Origin of the sequence: Myxococcus dinghuensis (assembly GCF_024198235.1) — a bacterium.
In the GTDB taxonomy this organism is placed as follows: domain Bacteria; phylum Myxococcota; class Myxococcia; order Myxococcales; family Myxococcaceae; genus Myxococcus; species Myxococcus dinghuensis.
In genome coordinates, this window is sequence record NZ_JAKCFB010000026.1 from 115371 (window position 1) to 132198 (window position 16828).

Annotated in this window: 13 protein-coding genes and 1 pseudogene; 7 read left to right on the forward strand and 7 right to left on the reverse strand. The window is 68.5% G+C overall.

From position 1 onward, the window contains the following. Positions 1 to 25: 25 nt before the first annotated feature. The 4 genes from LZ198_RS28670 to LZ198_RS28685 all read right to left on the reverse strand — a co-directional run bounded on the left by LZ198_RS28670 (position 26) and on the right by LZ198_RS28685 (position 4853). Complete coding sequence (locus tag LZ198_RS28670) at positions 26 to 1804, reverse strand: protein kinase domain-containing protein (RefSeq protein ID WP_253975271.1); 1779 nt, start codon at positions 1802 to 1804, stop codon at positions 26 to 28. 239 nt (positions 1805 to 2043) lie between these two features. Then, a complete protein-coding gene (locus LZ198_RS28675; RefSeq protein ID WP_253975272.1) occupies positions 2044 to 2730 on the reverse strand; it encodes a hypothetical protein in 687 nt (228 codons plus the stop codon). A 152-nt stretch (positions 2731 to 2882) separates the two neighbouring features. Beyond that, complete coding sequence (locus LZ198_RS28680; protein WP_253975273.1) at positions 2883 to 3791, reverse strand: NADP-dependent oxidoreductase; 909 nt, start codon at positions 3789 to 3791, stop codon at positions 2883 to 2885. 249 nt (positions 3792 to 4040) lie between these two features. Beyond that, on the reverse strand, positions 4041 to 4853 hold the full coding sequence (locus tag LZ198_RS28685; RefSeq protein ID WP_253975274.1) for a hypothetical protein: 813 nt from the start codon (positions 4851 to 4853) through the stop codon (positions 4041 to 4043). Positions 4854 to 5345: 492 nt separating this feature from the next. Between LZ198_RS28685 and LZ198_RS28690 the strand changes: the two genes are divergently transcribed. The 5 genes from LZ198_RS28690 to LZ198_RS28710 all read left to right on the forward strand — a co-directional run bounded on the left by LZ198_RS28690 (position 5346) and on the right by LZ198_RS28710 (position 9582). After that, positions 5346 to 6551: an NHL repeat-containing protein gene (locus LZ198_RS28690; RefSeq protein WP_253975275.1), complete on the forward strand. Its 1206-nt coding sequence runs from the start codon at positions 5346 to 5348 to the stop codon at positions 6549 to 6551. Between the two features lie 124 nt (positions 6552 to 6675). Further along, the gene (locus LZ198_RS28695; protein WP_253975276.1) at positions 6676 to 7302 is read left to right on the forward strand and encodes an MXAN_6652 family MXYO-CTERM-anchored protein; all 627 of its coding nucleotides are present in this window, start codon (positions 6676 to 6678) and stop codon (positions 7300 to 7302) included. A 206-nt stretch (positions 7303 to 7508) separates the two neighbouring features. Continuing rightward, entirely contained in the window at positions 7509 to 8249 is a 741-nt protein-coding gene (locus tag LZ198_RS28700; protein ID WP_253975277.1) for an SDR family oxidoreductase, read from the forward strand. A gap of 89 nt (positions 8250 to 8338) precedes the next feature. Continuing rightward, positions 8339 to 8758, forward strand: a complete 420-nt coding sequence (locus tag LZ198_RS28705) for a hypothetical protein (protein ID WP_253975278.1) — start codon at positions 8339 to 8341, stop codon at positions 8756 to 8758. Beyond that, positions 8755 to 9582 carry a hypothetical protein gene (locus LZ198_RS28710; RefSeq protein ID WP_253975279.1) on the forward strand — a complete coding sequence of 276 codons (828 nt, stop codon included), beginning with the start codon at positions 8755 to 8757 and terminating at the stop codon, positions 9580 to 9582. Before LZ198_RS28705 ends, LZ198_RS28710 begins: the two co-directional genes overlap by 4 nt. Before the next feature lie 6 nt (positions 9583 to 9588). Here the strand turns inward: LZ198_RS28710 and LZ198_RS28715 are convergent, their stop codons facing one another. Further along, positions 9589 to 10338 carry a hypothetical protein gene (locus tag LZ198_RS28715; protein WP_253975280.1) on the reverse strand — a complete coding sequence of 250 codons (750 nt, stop codon included), beginning with the start codon at positions 10336 to 10338 and terminating at the stop codon, positions 9589 to 9591. A 642-nt stretch (positions 10339 to 10980) separates the two neighbouring features. Between LZ198_RS28715 and LZ198_RS28720 the strand changes: the two genes are divergently transcribed. Next, positions 10981 to 12201, forward strand: a complete 1221-nt coding sequence (locus LZ198_RS28720) for a hypothetical protein (RefSeq protein ID WP_253975281.1) — start codon at positions 10981 to 10983, stop codon at positions 12199 to 12201. 127 nt (positions 12202 to 12328) lie between these two features. On the opposite strand, the gene LZ198_RS28725 is transcribed toward LZ198_RS28720, so the two are convergent. Continuing rightward, positions 12329 to 14359 carry an AsmA family protein gene (locus LZ198_RS28725; RefSeq protein ID WP_456094079.1) on the reverse strand — a complete coding sequence of 677 codons (2031 nt, stop codon included), beginning with the start codon at positions 14357 to 14359 and terminating at the stop codon, positions 12329 to 12331. A 502-nt stretch (positions 14360 to 14861) separates the two neighbouring features. Between LZ198_RS28725 and LZ198_RS28730 the strand changes: the two genes are divergently transcribed. Next, a complete protein-coding gene (locus LZ198_RS28730; RefSeq protein WP_253975283.1) occupies positions 14862 to 15218 on the forward strand; it encodes a YnfA family protein in 357 nt (118 codons plus the stop codon). Between the two features lie 767 nt (positions 15219 to 15985). Here the strand turns inward: LZ198_RS28730 and LZ198_RS28735 are convergent. Beyond that, positions 15986 to 16402: pseudogene (locus LZ198_RS28735) on the reverse strand (integrase core domain-containing protein); the annotation flags it as partial. Positions 16403 to 16828: the final 426 nt, after the last annotated feature.

Genomic DNA, 16828 nt, shown 5'->3' on the forward strand with positions numbered 1-16828 from the left:
CGCGGAGGACGACTGTCCGAGAGCCTCAGCGCCAGAGCATCAGGCCGCACACCACGGCTCCCAACAGGGCCACGCCGAGCACGAGGGCTCGCTTGAGCGTGGCTCGTCGAGGGGCCGGGGTCGAGGGCGCGGCCTTCGCCGTCGCGGGGGGCACCGGTCGAGCGGCCACGAGCGCAGGGCGGGGGGCTCGCGTCGCGCGTTCGGGAGACAGCTCGATGACGGTGGCGTCGTCGCCGTCATCGTCGGAGGGCCCGCCGACGTGGATGGGCTCCGAGGGCTTGGGGCGCTCCTCGGGCATGGCGACGACGGTGGCGTCGTCGTCATCGTCGGAAGCCCCGCCGATGAGGATGGGACCGGAAGGCCGTGGTGCGATGGCGGGCGCCCCGATGACGGTGGCGTCGTCGTCCTCGGGCTCTCCGATGCGGATCGCCTCTTCCGGCAAGAGCGGCACCACCGGCTCATGAGCGCCTTCGAGGGACGTTCCCGCCGAGGCCTGCGTCGCCTCCGCGGTTGCCGTGTCGCCCTGCTCCATGGGGGGCGCCGCCTCGGACTCCCGGGGGGCGGGGCGATGCAGGCGTCCGCTGACGGTGGCCTCGTCATCCTCCGTCGAGGAGGACGGGCTCCCGCCGGCGGCCGCAACAGCGTCGTTCTCCGCTGGCGAGTCCCCGGTGGGCGTCACCGAGACTTCGCGGGGAGACAGGCCCACGACGGTCGCGTCGTCGTCATCATCCGAGGGAAGGGCGTCGGCGGTCGTCGCGGGAGCGGGAGAAGGAGGCGAGGCGTCCGCGCCTCCCTCCGCGGTGAGCGCTGGAACGCTGGCCGCCTCCGGGCGGTCGGGGAGAGCGGCGGGCGTGGTGTCGAGCTCGCCCGAGGGGGACGCGTCGACGGGGTGCTCCTGGACATGCCGTGGCTCCTCCGTCGCCAGGGAGGCCGCCGCGCCGCTCGTCGTCGCGACGTTCGCGACGTGCTCGTGACGCTGGCCACCCGCCCAGGGCGCGAGGGCCTCGGCCATCTCGGCGGCGGTCGCGAAGCGCTCCGCGGGGTTCTTGTTCAGCGCGCGCGCCACGACCTGGGCGAACGCCTCGGGGAGCTCCGGGCGGTGGCTGGTGACCGGCGCGGGCACGCGTTCGATGATGGCGGACAGCAGCGCCACCGTGTCCTGCATCTCGATGGGCAACCGCCCCGTCACCATCTGGTACAGGCACGCGCCCATGGCGTAGATGTCTGCCCGTCCGTCCACCGGCTTGCAGCGGACCTGCTCGGGGGCCATGAAGGACGGCGTCCCCACCCAGGCGCCCGACTCGGTCCCCAGGGCGGTGTCGTCCTCGTGGAGCAGCCGCGCGACGCCGAAGTCCAGCAGCTTCAGCGTGTCTCCCGCCTCCTGCGGCATGACGAAGAGGTTGTCCGGCTTGATGTCGCGGTGGACGATGCCCGCGTCGTGCGCCACCTGCAGCGCGGACAGGCCCTGCACCGCCAGCCGCGCGGCGCGCTCGGCGGACATGGGACCCTCCTGCTTCAGGAGCAGTTGCAGCGTCTGGCCGTGGAGCAGCTCCATGACCAGGTACGGCGGGTCGTCCGGAGGGGACTGGAAGTCCTTCACCTTCACCAGGTGGGGGTTCGAAAGACCCACGGTGGCGTGCGCCTCGCGACGGAAGCGCGCGCGCACCGCCGGGTCGGGCGCCAGGTGCTGCTGGAGGACCTTGACGGCCACCGCGTCACCCTGGTCGAGCTGTTCGGCCTCGTAGACGATCCCCATCGAGCCCACGCCGATACGACGACGTAGCTGATATCTCTCGCCCAGCAAGGTCCCGACCCACGATGCGCGACTCATGACATGACGGGTATACCCAAGCGGCTCGCGATGCGAGAGGGGGATCCGCCTGATGACGTAGCTCCCAATCCATGATTTCATGGAAGCCCAGCCACCAATGTATCGTCGGCGTGGAATCTGGAGGTTTCAGGAGTCTCGCCGGGAGGCGTGGGCTGTCATCACCTGAGAATGTCTCGCGGCCCGAGAGCGCCTCGGCCGTTGGAGCATGTCCGTCAGAAGCTGAGGCCGATCCGGAAGACATCCAGGTTCAGGTCCCAGACGGCGCGGTCGCCGTGCTCGTTCCCCCAGGGCGTGGCGTACTGGCTGCGCCAGTCGAACCGGTTGCGGCGCTGGCCCCAGCTGTAGCCCGCGGCGATTCCAATCATCGGTTCGATGAACCCCCGGAGGTTGCGGCCCACGAGCCGGTACCCGAGGTTGATTCCCACGGTGGCCTGGGTTCCGTCGAAGGTGCGCACCGCGACGCTCGCGGAGGAGGGGCCCGTCGTGCGCACGGGGTGCCTGTCCCAGGTCCGCCGCGCGCTGAGCTGGGGCTGCAGGTAGAAGCCCGACCCCCTGGGGTTGGGGCGCGGCCACCACGCGACTCCGGCGGCGAGGCTCAGACCCTTCATGACGCCACAGTCTTCCTGGTGGCCCGCACACGTCGAGTTCCCGTACGTGTAGGTCGCCTCGAGGCTCCCCTCGGTCGAGTCCGAGAGCCGCAGCCCCACGCCCAGGGGAACGGCGAAGTAGCGGACGTTGGCGCCCACCCCACCGACCATCAGCGCGGTGTGGATCAGGGGCCGGGTCCACAGCGAGAAGGTGCGTCGCGCCTCCTTCGGTGGGGGCTGGGACATGAGGGGCTCCGTCGCGCTCGCGGCGGACGTGAGGAGGAGGGCGGCGAGGAGGAGGGGACGTGACACGGGGCGGCTCCTGTTTCGCGGTGACATCTGCGTCAGGAGCAACCGCTGTGCCGCTCGCCTGCTCACTGGAGAGCGAGCGGGCGGGCAGGGCTTCGGCCGGGCCCGTTCGCGACAGACGTGTCACGGCGCGAAGGGGCCGAGGCCCCGTGCTGTCAGGGCGTCAGGAGGACCTTGCCGTTGACGCCCCCGCGCTCCGCGGTCTGCTGGGCCTCGCGCGCGTCCCGGAGGGGGAAGCGCTTCGCGATGGGGATGGCGAGTTCGCCCCGGGCGACGTCCTCGCCCAACTGGGCCAGCCGCTTCCCGTCCGGATGTCCCAGGATGGACCGGACCTGGATGCCGCGCTCCTTGGCGCCGGGCGGCTCACCCACGACGCTGCCGAGGGTGCCACCCGGCTTGAGTCGGGGCAGCAGTCGCGTGGTGGTCTCGCCGCCCACCGTGTCGGCGATGGCGTCGAGCGGGGGGAGGCTGTCCAGGTCGGCCGGGTCGTCGATGGCCACCACGCCGTCGACGCCGAGCTGGGCCGCGTCGCTCTTCTGCTTGCGGCGCACGCCCGCCCAGACCTTCGCGCCGCGGCGCTTGGCGGCGTGGACGGCCGCGCGTCCCACGCTCCCCATGGCCCCCGTGACGAGCACGGTGTCTCCCTTGTGGGGATCCACGCCCTCCTCCATCAACTGGGTGCCGGTGAGGGAGACCAGGGGGAGGGCGGCGGCGTCGCGGGTGTCGAGCGACCTGGGCACGGGAGCCCAGGCCTCCGCGGGGGCGACGACGCGTTCCGCGTAGCCGCCGTTGACGAGCCCCATGACCTGGTCCCCTTCCTTGAAGCGCGTGACGTCGCGGCCCACCTCGACGACCTCGCCGGAGACGTCGCGGCCCGGGACGTACGGGAAGCGCACGGGGATGAACCCCTGGCGGCTGCCCTTGCGGATCTTCCAGTCGATGGGATTGACGCTCGCGGCCTTCACGCGGACCTTCACGTCGCCCGGTCCCACCGACGGCTCCGGCATGTCGCGCAGCTCCAGCGTGTCGACGTCACCGTAGCCCGTCATGACGATGGCCTTCATGGTGTTCCCCCTGGCGCGAGCAGTGAGGGGCGCGCCTCCGGATGAAGATGCGGGCCGGTGGGTGGGGGGACAACGGGCGGAGGGGCGAGCCTTCGGCGTGGCTGCGCGCGACGGACCTGACCTCCAGGTCGCCGCGCCCCCGCTGGCCTGGTTGGTCACGACACCTCCGGAAAAGGAACGGGCCGCGTCCCGAGAGAGGACGCGGCCCGTGGATGACCCCGGTCGGCGCGTGACGCGCGGAGCGCGAGCCTAGATGCTCAGGCCCTTCTCGATCTCCGCGAGGCGGAAGCGCGCCATCGCCAGGTTCGAGTTGGCGCGGCTCAGCGCCAGGTAGAGGAACAGGCCTTCGCGCGCGGAGAGCGGGCGGATGACGTGGTACTGCTCGCCCAACGTGATGAGGATGTCCTCGATCTTGTCCTTGAGTCCCAGCACGTGCATCGCCTTCACCTTGGCGCGAACGACCTCGGTGTTGGCCGCAGCGGCGGTCTCGATGTTGAAGTTCGCGTTGCCGCCGATGCTGCCCAGGCACATGCCGCTCTTCGAGTCCACCAAGCAGGCCGCGAAGGCCCCCTCGATCTTCTGGGTCTCTTCCAGGGACTGCTTCACGTTCGCCATGACTTCGCTCTCGAGTTGGGTGTGGGGGTGCTGCGGTTCGACAGGCTGGGTCAGCTCGTCCAGGGTGAACGTGAGCTGGCTCGAATAGGTTCGCGGCTGCGGGACGAAGAGCGCCTGGGCGTCCTTCAGCGAGAGCAGGAGCTGCAGATGGCTGGCGATGTGTCGCCGCAAGAGCTCGCGGAGCACGTCACGGTCGACCAGCCCCCAGTCGATGAGCACCTCGCAGAAGTTGCCGCCGTTCTTGCGGCACTCGGCCATCACCAGCGCGACGTCCTCGCGGCTCACCAGTCGCTGCTGCAGGAGCACGGCGGAGAAGTTCAGGGCGCCGGCGCTGGTGAGCACGGCCCAGGCCACCTTCCGCTCGACGATGAAGATCCGCCCGGAGACCGTGGCGGACTTCACCACCACCTCACCGCCCAGCTTGCTCTCCACCGCTTCGTGCAACACTGCCCGTACGATCTGGCGCGGGCTCTGGGGCGCCGCTCGGGATGCGAGTTCCATGGGAGTCCGTGGACACCAGAAGGTGGATGGCGGTGCGGGTGACCCGACGAACTCTATCCAACGCCGGTAAAATTCCGCAAACTGGGTGGAATTTAAACAGGAAGACGAGTTTAGACGGGTAAGTCCGTACCCTGTTTGGAAGTCGAAACGAGTCGGATCTACCTCAATGTGACGCAATTGGCAGGAGAAAAGCCCTGTCCCCGCACGAGCCGAGACGCCTCCACCGGGAAGCTCATGGCAGGCGATGTTTCACTGCCCGTCTCAGAATTTCGCGAAGGCTGATTGAGGGGGTTGAACAGGCAATCCTTGACATCGTGGGTTGACGGCTCTACAGATCGGGATAATGAGAATGCGTATCATTTTCATGGGAGAGCCCCGTTCCGGTGGCTCTTGCTGGGAATGCGGCGCATCACGTCCCCTCGAAGAGGCTCCATCCCGATGACACTTCCCGTTGCGCTGGTCTCCCGGCGGCTGTCCGCCGCGCTGCTCTCGTTGTCCCTGCTGTCTGCCTGCGGGGACTCTGAGGACGAGGCATCGTCGCTGTACGCCGTCACCACCCAGTTGCTCGCGCAGGATCCGACGCAGAGCTACGTCGTCCTGACGACGAAGGCCGAGCAGTCCGGGTCGCTGTCCCTGGAGGGCGCCATCTCTGTGCCGGGGCGTGCGCTGGGCGTGGGCATCGCGAAGACGGGCTCGCTGTACGTGGTCAGCGACGAGAGCGCCACGGTGACGCGCTACACGCTCGACGACAAGGACACGCTGGCGCAGTCCGGGACGGTGAGCTTCGCGGCCCAGGGCATCTCGTCGCTGGGCGAGTACCAGGCCAACTTCCAGTTCATCTCGGAGACGAAGGCGTACTACTTCGACGGGGCGACGGCGCAGGTCGTCGTCTGGAACCCCCAGGCGATGAGCGTCACGGGCACCATCGCGTTGTCGGAGCTGGTCATCCCGGACACGGTGCTGGCGTTCTCCGGCGCGGTCGTGCGCGTGGGGCAGCAGGTCATCATGCCGGTGGGGTGGCGGCCGGTGTCGGGCGTGGGCATCACCCGCAAGGCGGCGGTGGTCTCCATCGACACGGCGACGGACACCGCCTCCATCGCGACGGATGAGCGCTGCGGGTACACGCACGACGCCGCGGTGGGGCCGGATGGCCAGGTCTACGTGGCCACGGAGGCCTACGGCGCGGCGGTGCGCCGGGTCGTGGGCGAGGACTCTCCGGAGCCGTGCCTGCTGCGCTACGACCCGCGGACCCGCGCGTTCGACACCACGTTCTATCGCTCGCTCGATTCGCTGGTGGGGGGTGGCACCGCGGGCGCCCTCATCCCGGGCCCCTCCGGGACGGCCTTCATCCGCGTGCTCGACGAGACGATTGCTCCGGTGACGGAGGGGACGCATCCGCGCACGGTGGCGAGCGGCACGGGTTGGCAGTGGTGGGAGCTGAAGCTCGACACGCTGGTCGCCACGCGTCGTTCGGACATCGCCTCCACGTCAGGCAGCGTCTTCCTGTTCGAGTCGGAGAACCACACGCTCTACACCGAGTTCGGCGCCGGCGCCGCGTCCACCACGCTGCACGTGCTGGATGACGAGGGGCGGTCCACGCTGACCACCCAGGGCCTGTCGTTCTCGTTCCTGCAGTTGCGCTGAGCGCGCACCCGTCTTCCCTCGACACACCTCGGGCTCCACGTGAGGCAGGCCGTCGTGGCCTGGAGCGCGTGGGGCCGGAGGTGTGTCGCGGTCCGTTGGTCCCATTCGTCCCCCTGGAGCATCCATGCGTCGTCTGTCGGCTGTCATCGGAGTGGTCGCAGTGTCCCTGGCGTGGTCGACCCCCGCCTTCGCCACGAGTTCGGGCATCACGGGGCAGTCCGGCAAGGACGGGCCCACGTGCAGCACGTGTCATCAAGGGGGCACGGCGCCCACCGTCTCGCTGGAGGGGCCGTCCGAGCTCGCGCCCGGTGCCACGGGGGAGTACGTGTTCATCATCCGGGGCGGCGCCGCGAAGACGGGCGGAGTGGGGCTGGCCGTGGACAACGCGGGCGCGACCCTCCAGGCCGGAGGCACGGGCCTGAAGAAGCTGGGCAGCGAGCTGTCACATGCGTCGCCCCAGCCGTTCACCAACAATGAGCTGCGCTTCACCTTCTCGCTCGTGGCGCCCGCGACGGACGTGACGCTCACGCTCTTCGGCGCGGGCAACTCGTCCAACGCGGACCTGTCGAGCGATGGTGATCGCGCGGCCTCCACGAAGCTCGCCGTGAAGGTGGGGAAGGGGTCGCCCACGCCGCAGCCGGATGACGGGGGTGACGACGAGGGTGGCTGCGCGGCGGCTGGTGGCGCGCCCGTGTGGGGCCTGGCGATGGCCGTCGCCTCCCGTCTCCTGCTGCGTCGTCGCCGGAGTTGAGCCTCGGTTCGCCCGCCTCGGGGCCTCTCTCCAGAGGGCTCGGGGGCGGGCCGGCCTCTCGCCAGGCGCTCGCTGGGGGTGGCCTCGCCCGGGCTTGATTGGTCGGTGATTCCGAACAGTGCTGCCGAATCGCCGCAGATTATTCCGGAGCGTGGAGGGCGCATGTTCTCTCCATGCCGGCAACGACGCTGGCGGGGAGAGAGCCCATGAAGACGCAGACTCCGAAGGTGGCCCTGGTGACGGGCGCTTCGCGTGGCATTGGCGCGGCGGTTGCCCGGCGGCTGGCGCGCGACGGCTTCTCGGTCATCGTCAACTACGCGCAGAGCGCGGCGCCCGCGGAGGCGCTGGTCCAGGAGATGGAGAAGTCCGGGGGGAGGGCAGTGGCCGTGAAGGCGGACGTCAGCCGGACGGAGGAAGTGCGGCGGCTCTTCGACGCGGCCGAGACGGCCTTCGGTGGGGTGGACGTGTTGGTGAACAACGCGGGCATCATGCGACTGGCGAGCGTCGCGGAGACGGACGACGCCAGCTTCGAGCGGCAGGTCGCCATCAACCTGAAGGGGACGTTCAACACGCTGCGCGAGGCGGCGACGCGACTGCGGCGAGGCGGGCGCATCGTCAACTTCTCGTCGAGCGTGGTGGGGTTGCTGCAGCCGACATATGCCGTCTACGCCGCGACCAAGGCGGGCGTCGAGGCGATGACGAGCGTGTTCGCGAAGGAACTGCGTGGCCGCGACATCACCGTCAACGCGATCGCGCCGGGGCCCACCGCGACAGACCTCTTCCTCCAGGGCAAGGCGCCGGAGGTGGTCGAGCGCCTGGCGAAGCTGGCGCCCCTGGAGCGACTGGGGCAGCCGGAGGACATCGCCGCCGCGGTGGCGTTCCTCGCGGGCCCGGACTCCGGGTGGATCAACGGGCAGGTGCTTCGCGCCAATGGTGGAATCATCTGAGGTCGCGCCACGCCGGGGCCGCGTGACGGGGCGCTCGGCTTTCGTCGTCGGATTGCGCCAACTAGGATGGGGCGCGTGAGGGGTCTTCCTTGAGTGGCGAAGGCACGCGGCCGGTCGCGGACGTGCTGGTGGGGCTGACGCGATTCCGGGTCGGCCGGTTCCTGCTGTGGACGGCCTCGGGGCTGATCGCCCTGCTGAGCGTGGCCGCCGGCCCGGATCGACAGGGCATGCTGGGGCTCGCCGCCGTCCTCGCGGTGTTCGCGGCGATCGGGACGTGGAACGCGTGGCGCGAGGAGCGGGACACCTCCCAACGGGGGGCGCTCGGCTGGCTGTTGCCGCGGCTCACCTTCGGCGCGCTCCTCTTCGGGGGCGCGATGTTGCTGGTGTGGTGGCGCGGGCGTCGCGCTGGCGCCGTGGCACCGCTTCCTCCTCCGAGTCCCCAGGACGTGGACCGCTGGGCCGAAGAGGAGCTTCGCGCCGAGACGCGGACCGGGGAGCGCCTCGGATGAGCACGGCCTCGAGGCCCCGTTCACTGCCCGAGCAGTCCTCTGGGGACCTGCCTCGCGCGGACGGCGAAGACATGGGCGGGACACGCGTCGTCAGCGGGACCCGGCGACGGCTGGCGGGGCTCGCGCGCGGGGGCGTGCGCCTGTTCGTCGGCGTGGTGCCCGCGTTGCTGGGCGCGGGCCTGTGGGGCGCGTTGAAGGGGATGTTCCTGTTCGGCGCGTTCGGCGCGCTCATGGCGGGGGTCTTCGCGCTGTCGCCTCGATTCACGGGGGGCGCGCCCATCCCTCCGTGGTTGCTGTTCACGAGCTTCGTCGTGACGCCGCTCTCGCTCGCCCTGGCGGGAGGCTATGTCCTGATGCTCCAGGGCGTTGGAGATCGACTCGCGCGAGAGGTCCAGTCGCGCGGGCTGATGGGGTACGTCTATGCCGTCATCAAGCCCGCGGCGCTCCAGGTGGCGCAGCGGCTGCGCGGCAAGGGGCGGTTGGGGCGGGCCGAGCTCGTCCAGGCCATCGAGCAGTCCGTGGTGGAGCGACTCCGGCAGCCTGCTTCGGAGCGGGAGGAGGCGCCGTCCCGGATGGAGTGGCTGGAGCAGTTCCTCATGGAGCAATCGCATCGCGTGCTGGGGCTCGTCGCGCTGCGCTCGGTGCTGACCGCGCCCGACGTGCCGAGCGCGATCGAGTCGCTGGAGACGCTGGCCATCGACAGGCTGGAAGGCGCGTTGGTGGAGACGCTGGAGGACCTGTACTTCGTGCAGCGCTTGCTCGCGCTGGGCCTGGGCGTGGTCCTCGCGGCCGTCCCGACGCTGCTGCTCCTCTTCATGCGGTGACGGCGGCTAGCGGGGCTCCAGCCGCACGTCGTCGATGTAGAGGAACCGATCACCGACCTGGTTGATGACCAGCTCCGTGAGCGCGTGCGCGCCGTTGGCGGGCGCGGTGACGTCCATTCCATCCTGGGTCCACTCGAGGACGGGGACGAGGTCGGGCGTCACGTAGTGGTAGTCCGTGCGAATCCACTGGTAGGCGGCGTCGAGCCAGGCCACGCGCACCCAGACGGCGCTGCGCTGCTCCGTCGTGGTGGGCCACCAGGAATACGAACGCACCCAGACGGACAGCCGGTAATCCGCCGAGGCGACGATGGGGAAGTAGTCGGAGACGAGGACGTATTGGTCGACGCACCCGTTCTTCGCGAGCGTCATCTGGCTCCCGGGAACGCAGGGGTAGACGACGAGCGCGGTGGCGTGGGGAACCCGGCGGTTGGTGAGCGGCGCCTGGGGATTGTGTCCCTCGGAGTAGACGAACGAGAGGCCCTCGTGGTGCTGGTGCGGGGGCTGGATGCGCCATCCCGTCGGCACACCCACGGGCCAGTCGCACTCGGTCTGGCCCGCGACGACGTAACAGGAGCCCATGTCGCGCGTCTCGAAGCCACCGTTGAACGCGGGCTCGGGAGCGAGCGCCTTGGGCCCCTGGGCTGGGGCCTCGCCCTGCGTGAAGCCCACCTCCTGCTGGGCCACGACCTCGCTGCTCGCGGCGTCGGGCTGACAGCCGGCGATGGCCAGGAGGAATGGAACGAGGGCTCGGCGCATGGGTGGGACTCCTTGTGGTGCCCTTCATAGCGCATCCCGGATGGGTGATCGAAGCCGGGTCCGAGGGGCCTCGCCGTGGTGGGGCGTGCCGTCGTCACGAGGTGCCCGGGTTCGCGAGTCCAATGCCTCACTCAGGACGTCGCCACGACACGCCGCGAGGTCGCGGGGAGGCCGTGGAACCGAAGCACCGCATGGGTGAAACGCCGGTGTGGGGCCCCCGGGCTACACGCTGTGGTGTGGGGCCCTCGGAGAAGCAGCGACGTGGAATCCGGTTTTCGGGGGTTTCACTGGAGAGTCGAATCGGACCTCTCGTGGCATGTGCCTTGCCTTGGGGCCCGGCGCTGTTTCTGTCCTCCAGTCCGGGAGCGAAGCATGACCGCAGTCAGTCTGGGCCGACGTTCATCATCTTGGTTTCTCATCTTGGGGCTCGCGGTCGCGGGAGGCCTCTCGGGATGCAGCGCGTCCGACGACCCGCATGAAGGGCCTCCCTCTGACGGCGGGACGCAGCTCGCCGACGGTGGTTCCGACGGCGGGACGCAGCCGGCTGATGGCGGATCCGACGGTGGGACGCAGACTCCGGATGCGGGTGGGCCTTCGTTCACCTGGGGGAATGGCACGGAGACCGGCTCGATCTCCGGCAACGTGTGGACTCCGGGGCGGGACTCGACGGGGCTCGTCAACGAGGTGTCGTGGGAGACGGTTCCCAAGGGGCGGTGGATCGAGGTCGCGGGGACGCCGATCACCGACCTCGATGCGGCGGTGAAGGCCGCGCTCCCGGGGTACAGGGATCTCGGCTCGCAGGGAATCTCGGGCGTCATCAATGCCTATTCAGGCATCGCGCTCGACGCGCCGAACGCGCGGTGGTGGGCCTTCGGTGGCGGGCACGCCGACAGCTCGAACAACGGCCTGTATCGCTTCGACATGTCGAAGATGCGCTGGAGCATCGAGCAGCTCCCCGACAACTCCGCGAACTGGGCCGGTGTCACCTGGGGGAACACGTACAGCACGTATCCTCCCGCCAGTGCGTACGCCGCGGCGAACCCGACCAGCGATGTCTACTCGGATGAGTTCTTCGATCCGGACCGTCCCGCGGCGTCGACGGGGAACCCGACCGCGCGCCACACGTACAACGGGCTCGTCTACAACGCGGACCTGCAGGAGGTGGCCTTCGGCGTCCGTCGCATGTGGCGCTACAGCCTGACGACGCGCAAGTGGACGCGGCACACGCCGTTCAACACGCCGGGCGCCAAGTATGACGGCGTGACGGGATACGGCGGCGCGGCGGGCTGGACGTTCTGGGACGAGGTGAAGAAGCAGTACCTCTTCGGTCCCACGGAGAACTACAGCTATTCACGCTGGTGGTCGTTCGACACGGATGACCAGGCCTGGAAGTGGGAGACGGTGACGCCCGCCGTCTGGTTCTTCGCGCAGGTGGTCCGGGTGGATCGCAAGCTGATGAGCTTCCCCGCGCCGGATGCCTCCCACGACACCTTCCCGCCGCGAATGCTCTCCTACGACATGGACACGGGAGTGTGGGGGCGCCTGGACCTGACGAGCACCCTCGTGCTGTCGCGCTGCTACAACGAGTACTTCGAGGGGCAGGTCCTCGCCTATGTGCCGCCGCTCAAGAAGTACATCGCCGCGTTCCGTTACGACGGGGACGGCGATGGCAGCTACGAGTACCGGACGTTCATCATCGACCCGGAAGCCCTCACGCTGAAGGAGGCGCCCGAGTACGAGGCGGGTGGCTTCGGAGGGTGGCATGACTTGATCAAGAACCGCTTCTTCTACCTGGCCACGCACAACGCGCTCGTGCTCGTGCGAAGGGGCGAGGAGAACCTGCGCGTCTTCCGTCTGCCCTGAGGGCGCGGGCCCTCGTCACGCGGGTTCGTGAGCGTGGTTCGCCACCGTGCTGCTTCGCGAGGAGCACACGGTGGTCGCCGTGCGGGGGAGGCCCACCCGTGCCGGAGGGTCTGCGCTGGTGCACTCCTCACTTCTCGCGGGGCCGCTTCTGGAAGAGGTTCTCCAGCCCCTTGCGCGCCTGGTTCGCGGGGCCCTCGAGCTCCTTCGGAACGGGCACCGCCGGCAGCAATCCCTGTGCGATGTCGGTGGGGCTGCCGGCCTTCACCTGCGGGTCCTTCACCGTGCCGGTGATTGTGATGGGAACAGACACCGGCGCCTTGATGGGAACCGTGCCGTGGGTGAGTCCAGACACGAACTGCTGGGATGCTTGAACCGTTCCCTTCAGCTCCAGGCGCTCATCCAATGACACCCGTCCATCCAGCGTTCCCTTCCCCAGGTCGGAATCGAATGCCATGGGCTGGGTGAAGGACGCCCACCCCCCTTGGATGCGGAAGCGTGCGTCCAGGTCCTTGAAGTGCGTGCCTTGTCCCGCCTTCCGCACCGACTCGGAGGTCGCTTTCTTTCCCAGCGCCTCCAGGCCCTGCGAAACGGCGGGTGCCACCGTCGCGCCCAGGTCCGTCGACGTGTAGACGCCGTCCCGCAGCCGCAAGGTCCCCGTGCCCGTCATCTGGTTTCGGACCCGCTCCCAGTCCAAGCCCGCCCCGGAGAGCTGGAGGTCACCGCTGGCCGCCCCCTGGAGCGAGGAGTGTCCCGTGAGTGCCTGGAAGGCCTTCGCCGTGTCCAGCCCATCCAGCGTCGCCCTGAGCGACCACTCCGGCTGTGCCTTCGTGAAGTCCACGCGAGAGCCAGTGATGTTCGCGCGTCCGCCATAGACATTCGCCGTGCCGCGTTGGAGCACGAGGGCACCATCGTCCAGCGTCGCCTGGACGTCGACGTCCGATACCGTGAGCGCGCCATGGCGCAGGGTCGCGAGGTGGAGCGTTCCGGCCATGTCCACCTTTCCAATCCCCGCTCGCTTCGAGATGAGTGGCGTGGCGGGGGGTCGCGCCTCCTCCGAGGCGGAGCGCGCCGGCATCGCACCGAGCAGGTGTCCCAGGTCCAGTTCCTTTCCTGCCAGGGAGAAGCGCACGCGCGCGGGTTCCAGTTGTGCGGACGCGGTTCCTCCCAGCTCGAGCCCGGGGCCCGACAGGGCGATCTGCGTGAAAGACACCTTCGCTGTCTTCGGCTGATGCGGGTCGACGCGCGAGTCGAAGGCAAACGAGCCGTTCGCCGCGTCGCCGCGCAGCCGCAGGCCCTTCGCGGCGCCATGTCCCGAGAGAACGTAATGACCCTGGTCGGTCTTCAGGTCCGCGTCGACATCCAGCGCTCCCGCGGTGAAGTACTCCGTCGCGGAGGCGGGGAGGAAACGACGGAATGCGCTCACGGACATGTCCTTGCTCTTCAGGCGTGCTGTCACCTGAGGCCACGGCTGCCCCGCCTGAGGCAGGCTTCGTGGGAGCGAATCGACCTTCAGGTCCAGTTCCACGTTCTGCTTGGGCGCGGCCACCGCCATCCGCACCTTGCCCTCGAGTGGGTGGCCTGGCCCGACATGATTCAAGTCCGCGTCGATGTCCTGGAGGGCGACCACCGCGGGCCTTCCCTCCGACGCCTGGTCCATCACGCGCACCACGCCATCCCGGATGTGCAGGTGCTCGATGGCCGTGTCGCCTCCCGACGCCCCGGAGGGGCTCGCGGGCGGACGTTCGAGTGTCTCGTGGTTCCAGGAGCCATCCCCGTGGTGAACCAGGTTCAGCGTGGGCTCCACGAGGTGCACCGAGCCCACACGCACGTCCTTGCCGAGGCTCCGCAGGAAAGGCCAGAGCTGGACGGTCGCCGTCACACGGGAGGCTTGGAGGAAAGGTGGCTCGGAGCCCGCGCCCTCGGCACGGAGGTTCGTGATGGTGGCTCCGGGGGTGGGGAGCAAGTGGGCGTCGAGCTTCTCGATGGTCACCTTGCGGCCAAGTGAGCGGGTCGCCACTGCCTCGACCTGGGCACGCAGTCGCTCACCGAGCCAGGAAGGCTTGATGGCCATCGCCGCGATGGTCAGCACCAAGGCCGCGCCGACGATGGCGAGCGCAACCTTCAAGGCTCGACGATGGGGAGGAGACGCTCGAGTCATGTGGAGGAAAGGTAGGAGGACACGGAGGGGATGACGCCGCTCGACAGGCCGTGCCTCCCTCCGTCCCTGCCGCCTACGACGGAGGGCTCGCGTCTTCCCGCGACCTCGCGGCGATTGCCCCGGAGAGCAGCTCGGTTGCTCGAAGGCTCCCCCGCTTCGTGGCCGACCGGAGCCGCTGCCTGGCCTCTCCTCCGCTGCAGATGGCCCAGGGCGGCGCCGCTCTCGTCCTCAGTCGTCCGAAGGATCCAGGCAGGCCAGGTGATTCATGTTGCATGTAAAGACCTGGATTCCTTTGGACGGGATGCCAGGTTCTGGCGACTCCTTGCAGGTGGGCCCCGAGAGAGGGGGGCTGCTTTCAGTCCTCAATGCCTATGCCGAGCGACACGTCTACACTGGAGCACCGGCGACGGTCGTGGTCCGAGGGGCGATGGCGACCGGTTGTCGGGGCTGCTGCGAAGTGGGGTGGGGCGGTCTTCGCGAGTGGCGTACTTGCCAACGAGGCATGGGATGTGGGACGGGGTTGCTCGTGTTCGTCCTCCTGCGGGCCCTGGGCCTCTTCGTATTGACTGCGGTGGCAGAGGTGGTCGGTTGTTACCTGCCGTATTTGTGGCTGCGTGAAGGGAAGTCTCCGCTGCTACTCGTGCCTGCCGCCGTGAGTCTGGGCGTCTTCGCGTGGCTCCTCACGCTCCACCCCACGGGGGCCTCACGCACGTATGCTGCATACGGGGGCGTCTACATCGCGGTGGCCTTGCTGTGGTTGTGGGGCGTGGAGGGTGAGCGACCCAGTGCGTGGGATGTCACGGGCGCCGTCGTGGCGCTCATCGGAATGGCGATCATCGTTCTGGCTCCTCGCCAGTAGGGGATGGAATTGACGCGCCTGGAAGCGGATCAGGGGAACGCTCACATTGACAAGTGTCTCGCCATTCTCCGGGAACAACATGGGGTAGTTGTTCTTTGGGTATGGATTGAGAGCAAGGCCGCTTCTGTCCGTTCCAAATGGGGGCTACACCAGGCACCAGTTTGCAAGCTTTGAGGCCGGCTATCCTGTGGGCGAGTATGTTGCTTGAAGGTTGAGCTAGTTCTGTGGGGATGGCGGCGACATGGGGCGGCACGGGTAATCGTAGTCCACGACCTTGAATCGCGTCCGAATGCCAGAAGATGTCATCTGCTCGCCGCAGAAACAAAGATCTGTGCCGGATATCGTCGTCTGTGTTGCGTCAGTATAGTAGATGATGTGGAAGTTGCTTGCGCATGAAGTCAGTTGCTCCTCGCGTGATGCCAATTCGGGTTGAGCGCTCGTTGAGGCTTCGCCCGCGCCGCAGCCGAACTGTAGTCCGATGATCGTGAAGCTCAGAGTCAGCAGTGTACGCATTGCTCCTCCGTTGATCGTGCAGTGTGTGTGCTATCCGCTGCGCGGACACTCTACCGCAATTTCTTGTGCGACTGGTGTGGGGCGGATTTCGTGGTGTGTGCAATTATTTGGCTCCGGCGGATGAGTTGCCATTGAGCGTAACCGACCTGTCGGTCCTCAAAACCATTGATCCCTCTAGGGGTGGATTTCTCAGAACCATTGACCCCAGGGGGAGGGTTTCGGTGAGCGTCAAGGTAGATGTCGCGTGAGAGGGTTCAGCCGATGCGCTTCATCTCCTGCACGGCCGGGGTGAGGTTCGGAGAGGGGCCGAGACGAACGGGGCCCGCTGGCGTCCAGTTGCGCGTGACGCGGCTCCAGCGCTCGGGGTGACGGGCTCGGGCTCGCTGGTACACCCGGTGGCGTCGAGCCAGCAGCGCGGCCTCGCGACCGAAGTGCCTGTCGTCAGGCGTGACGAAGCGGATGGCGGAGTGTCGGTGCTCGGTGTTGTACCAGTCCACGAAGCGCGTCACCCAGGCGTGCGCATCCTCGACAGTCGCAAAGGGCCGCCGCGGGAAGGAGGGACGGTACTTCAGCGTGCGGAAGAGAGCCTCGGAGAAGGCATTGTCGTCCGAGACTCGGGGCCGGCTGAAGGACGGGGTGACACCCAGCCATTGCAACGTGGCGCCCTTCATGTGGAGACGATCTTGAAAAGGCGCGGCGTTTAGATCGCGTGAGCCAGGATCGCAGGAAGGGAGACGGCCGGCAGAGCGATCACGCGAGCGCGACGCTTGCCGGCCGGCACTGTTGCGGAGGGGTTGGTCAGGCCGCGTCGAGTTCCTGGTCGGAGCGGCGTGACTTGCCGGTGATGCGGACGAGCAAACCCTTGTGCACGAGGCGGTCTGCTCTTGTTGCTGCCTGTCGCGGAGAGGTAGCGACTCCATTTGTCCGGCGGCCTGGCCTTCCTCCAGGTCGCTCATCTCGTCCACTTCTACGGCCCAGCGTGACCCAATGCTTCCCTGCCGCCAGTTTTCGACACCTCGAGCGTCGATGCGCGGCCCTCCAATCCCGCGCTTCTCCGCGCTCGGTTGGATCGAAGACCCGCGCTTCTTGAAGGTCGT

Coding starts and splice junctions, on each gene's coding strand:
- LZ198_RS28680 (WP_253975273.1), bottom strand. CDS start 3,791: ATGAAGGCCATCGTCATGACGGGCTACGGTGACGTCGACACGCTGGAG.
- LZ198_RS28690 (WP_253975275.1), top strand. CDS start 5,346: ATGACACTTCCCGTTGCGCTGGTCTCCCGGCGGCTGTCCGCCGCGCTG.
- LZ198_RS28695 (WP_253975276.1), top strand. CDS start 6,676: ATGCGTCGTCTGTCGGCTGTCATCGGAGTGGTCGCAGTGTCCCTGGCG.
- LZ198_RS28700 (WP_253975277.1), top strand. CDS start 7,509: ATGAAGACGCAGACTCCGAAGGTGGCCCTGGTGACGGGCGCTTCGCGT.
- LZ198_RS28710 (WP_253975279.1), top strand. CDS start 8,755: ATGAGCACGGCCTCGAGGCCCCGTTCACTGCCCGAGCAGTCCTCTGGG.
- LZ198_RS28715 (WP_253975280.1), bottom strand. CDS start 10,338: ATGCGCCGAGCCCTCGTTCCATTCCTCCTGGCCATCGCCGGCTGTCAG.
- LZ198_RS28725 (WP_456094079.1), bottom strand. CDS start 14,359: ATGACTCGAGCGTCTCCTCCCCATCGTCGAGCCTTGAAGGTTGCGCTC.
- LZ198_RS28730 (WP_253975283.1), top strand. CDS start 14,862: ATGGGATGTGGGACGGGGTTGCTCGTGTTCGTCCTCCTGCGGGCCCTG.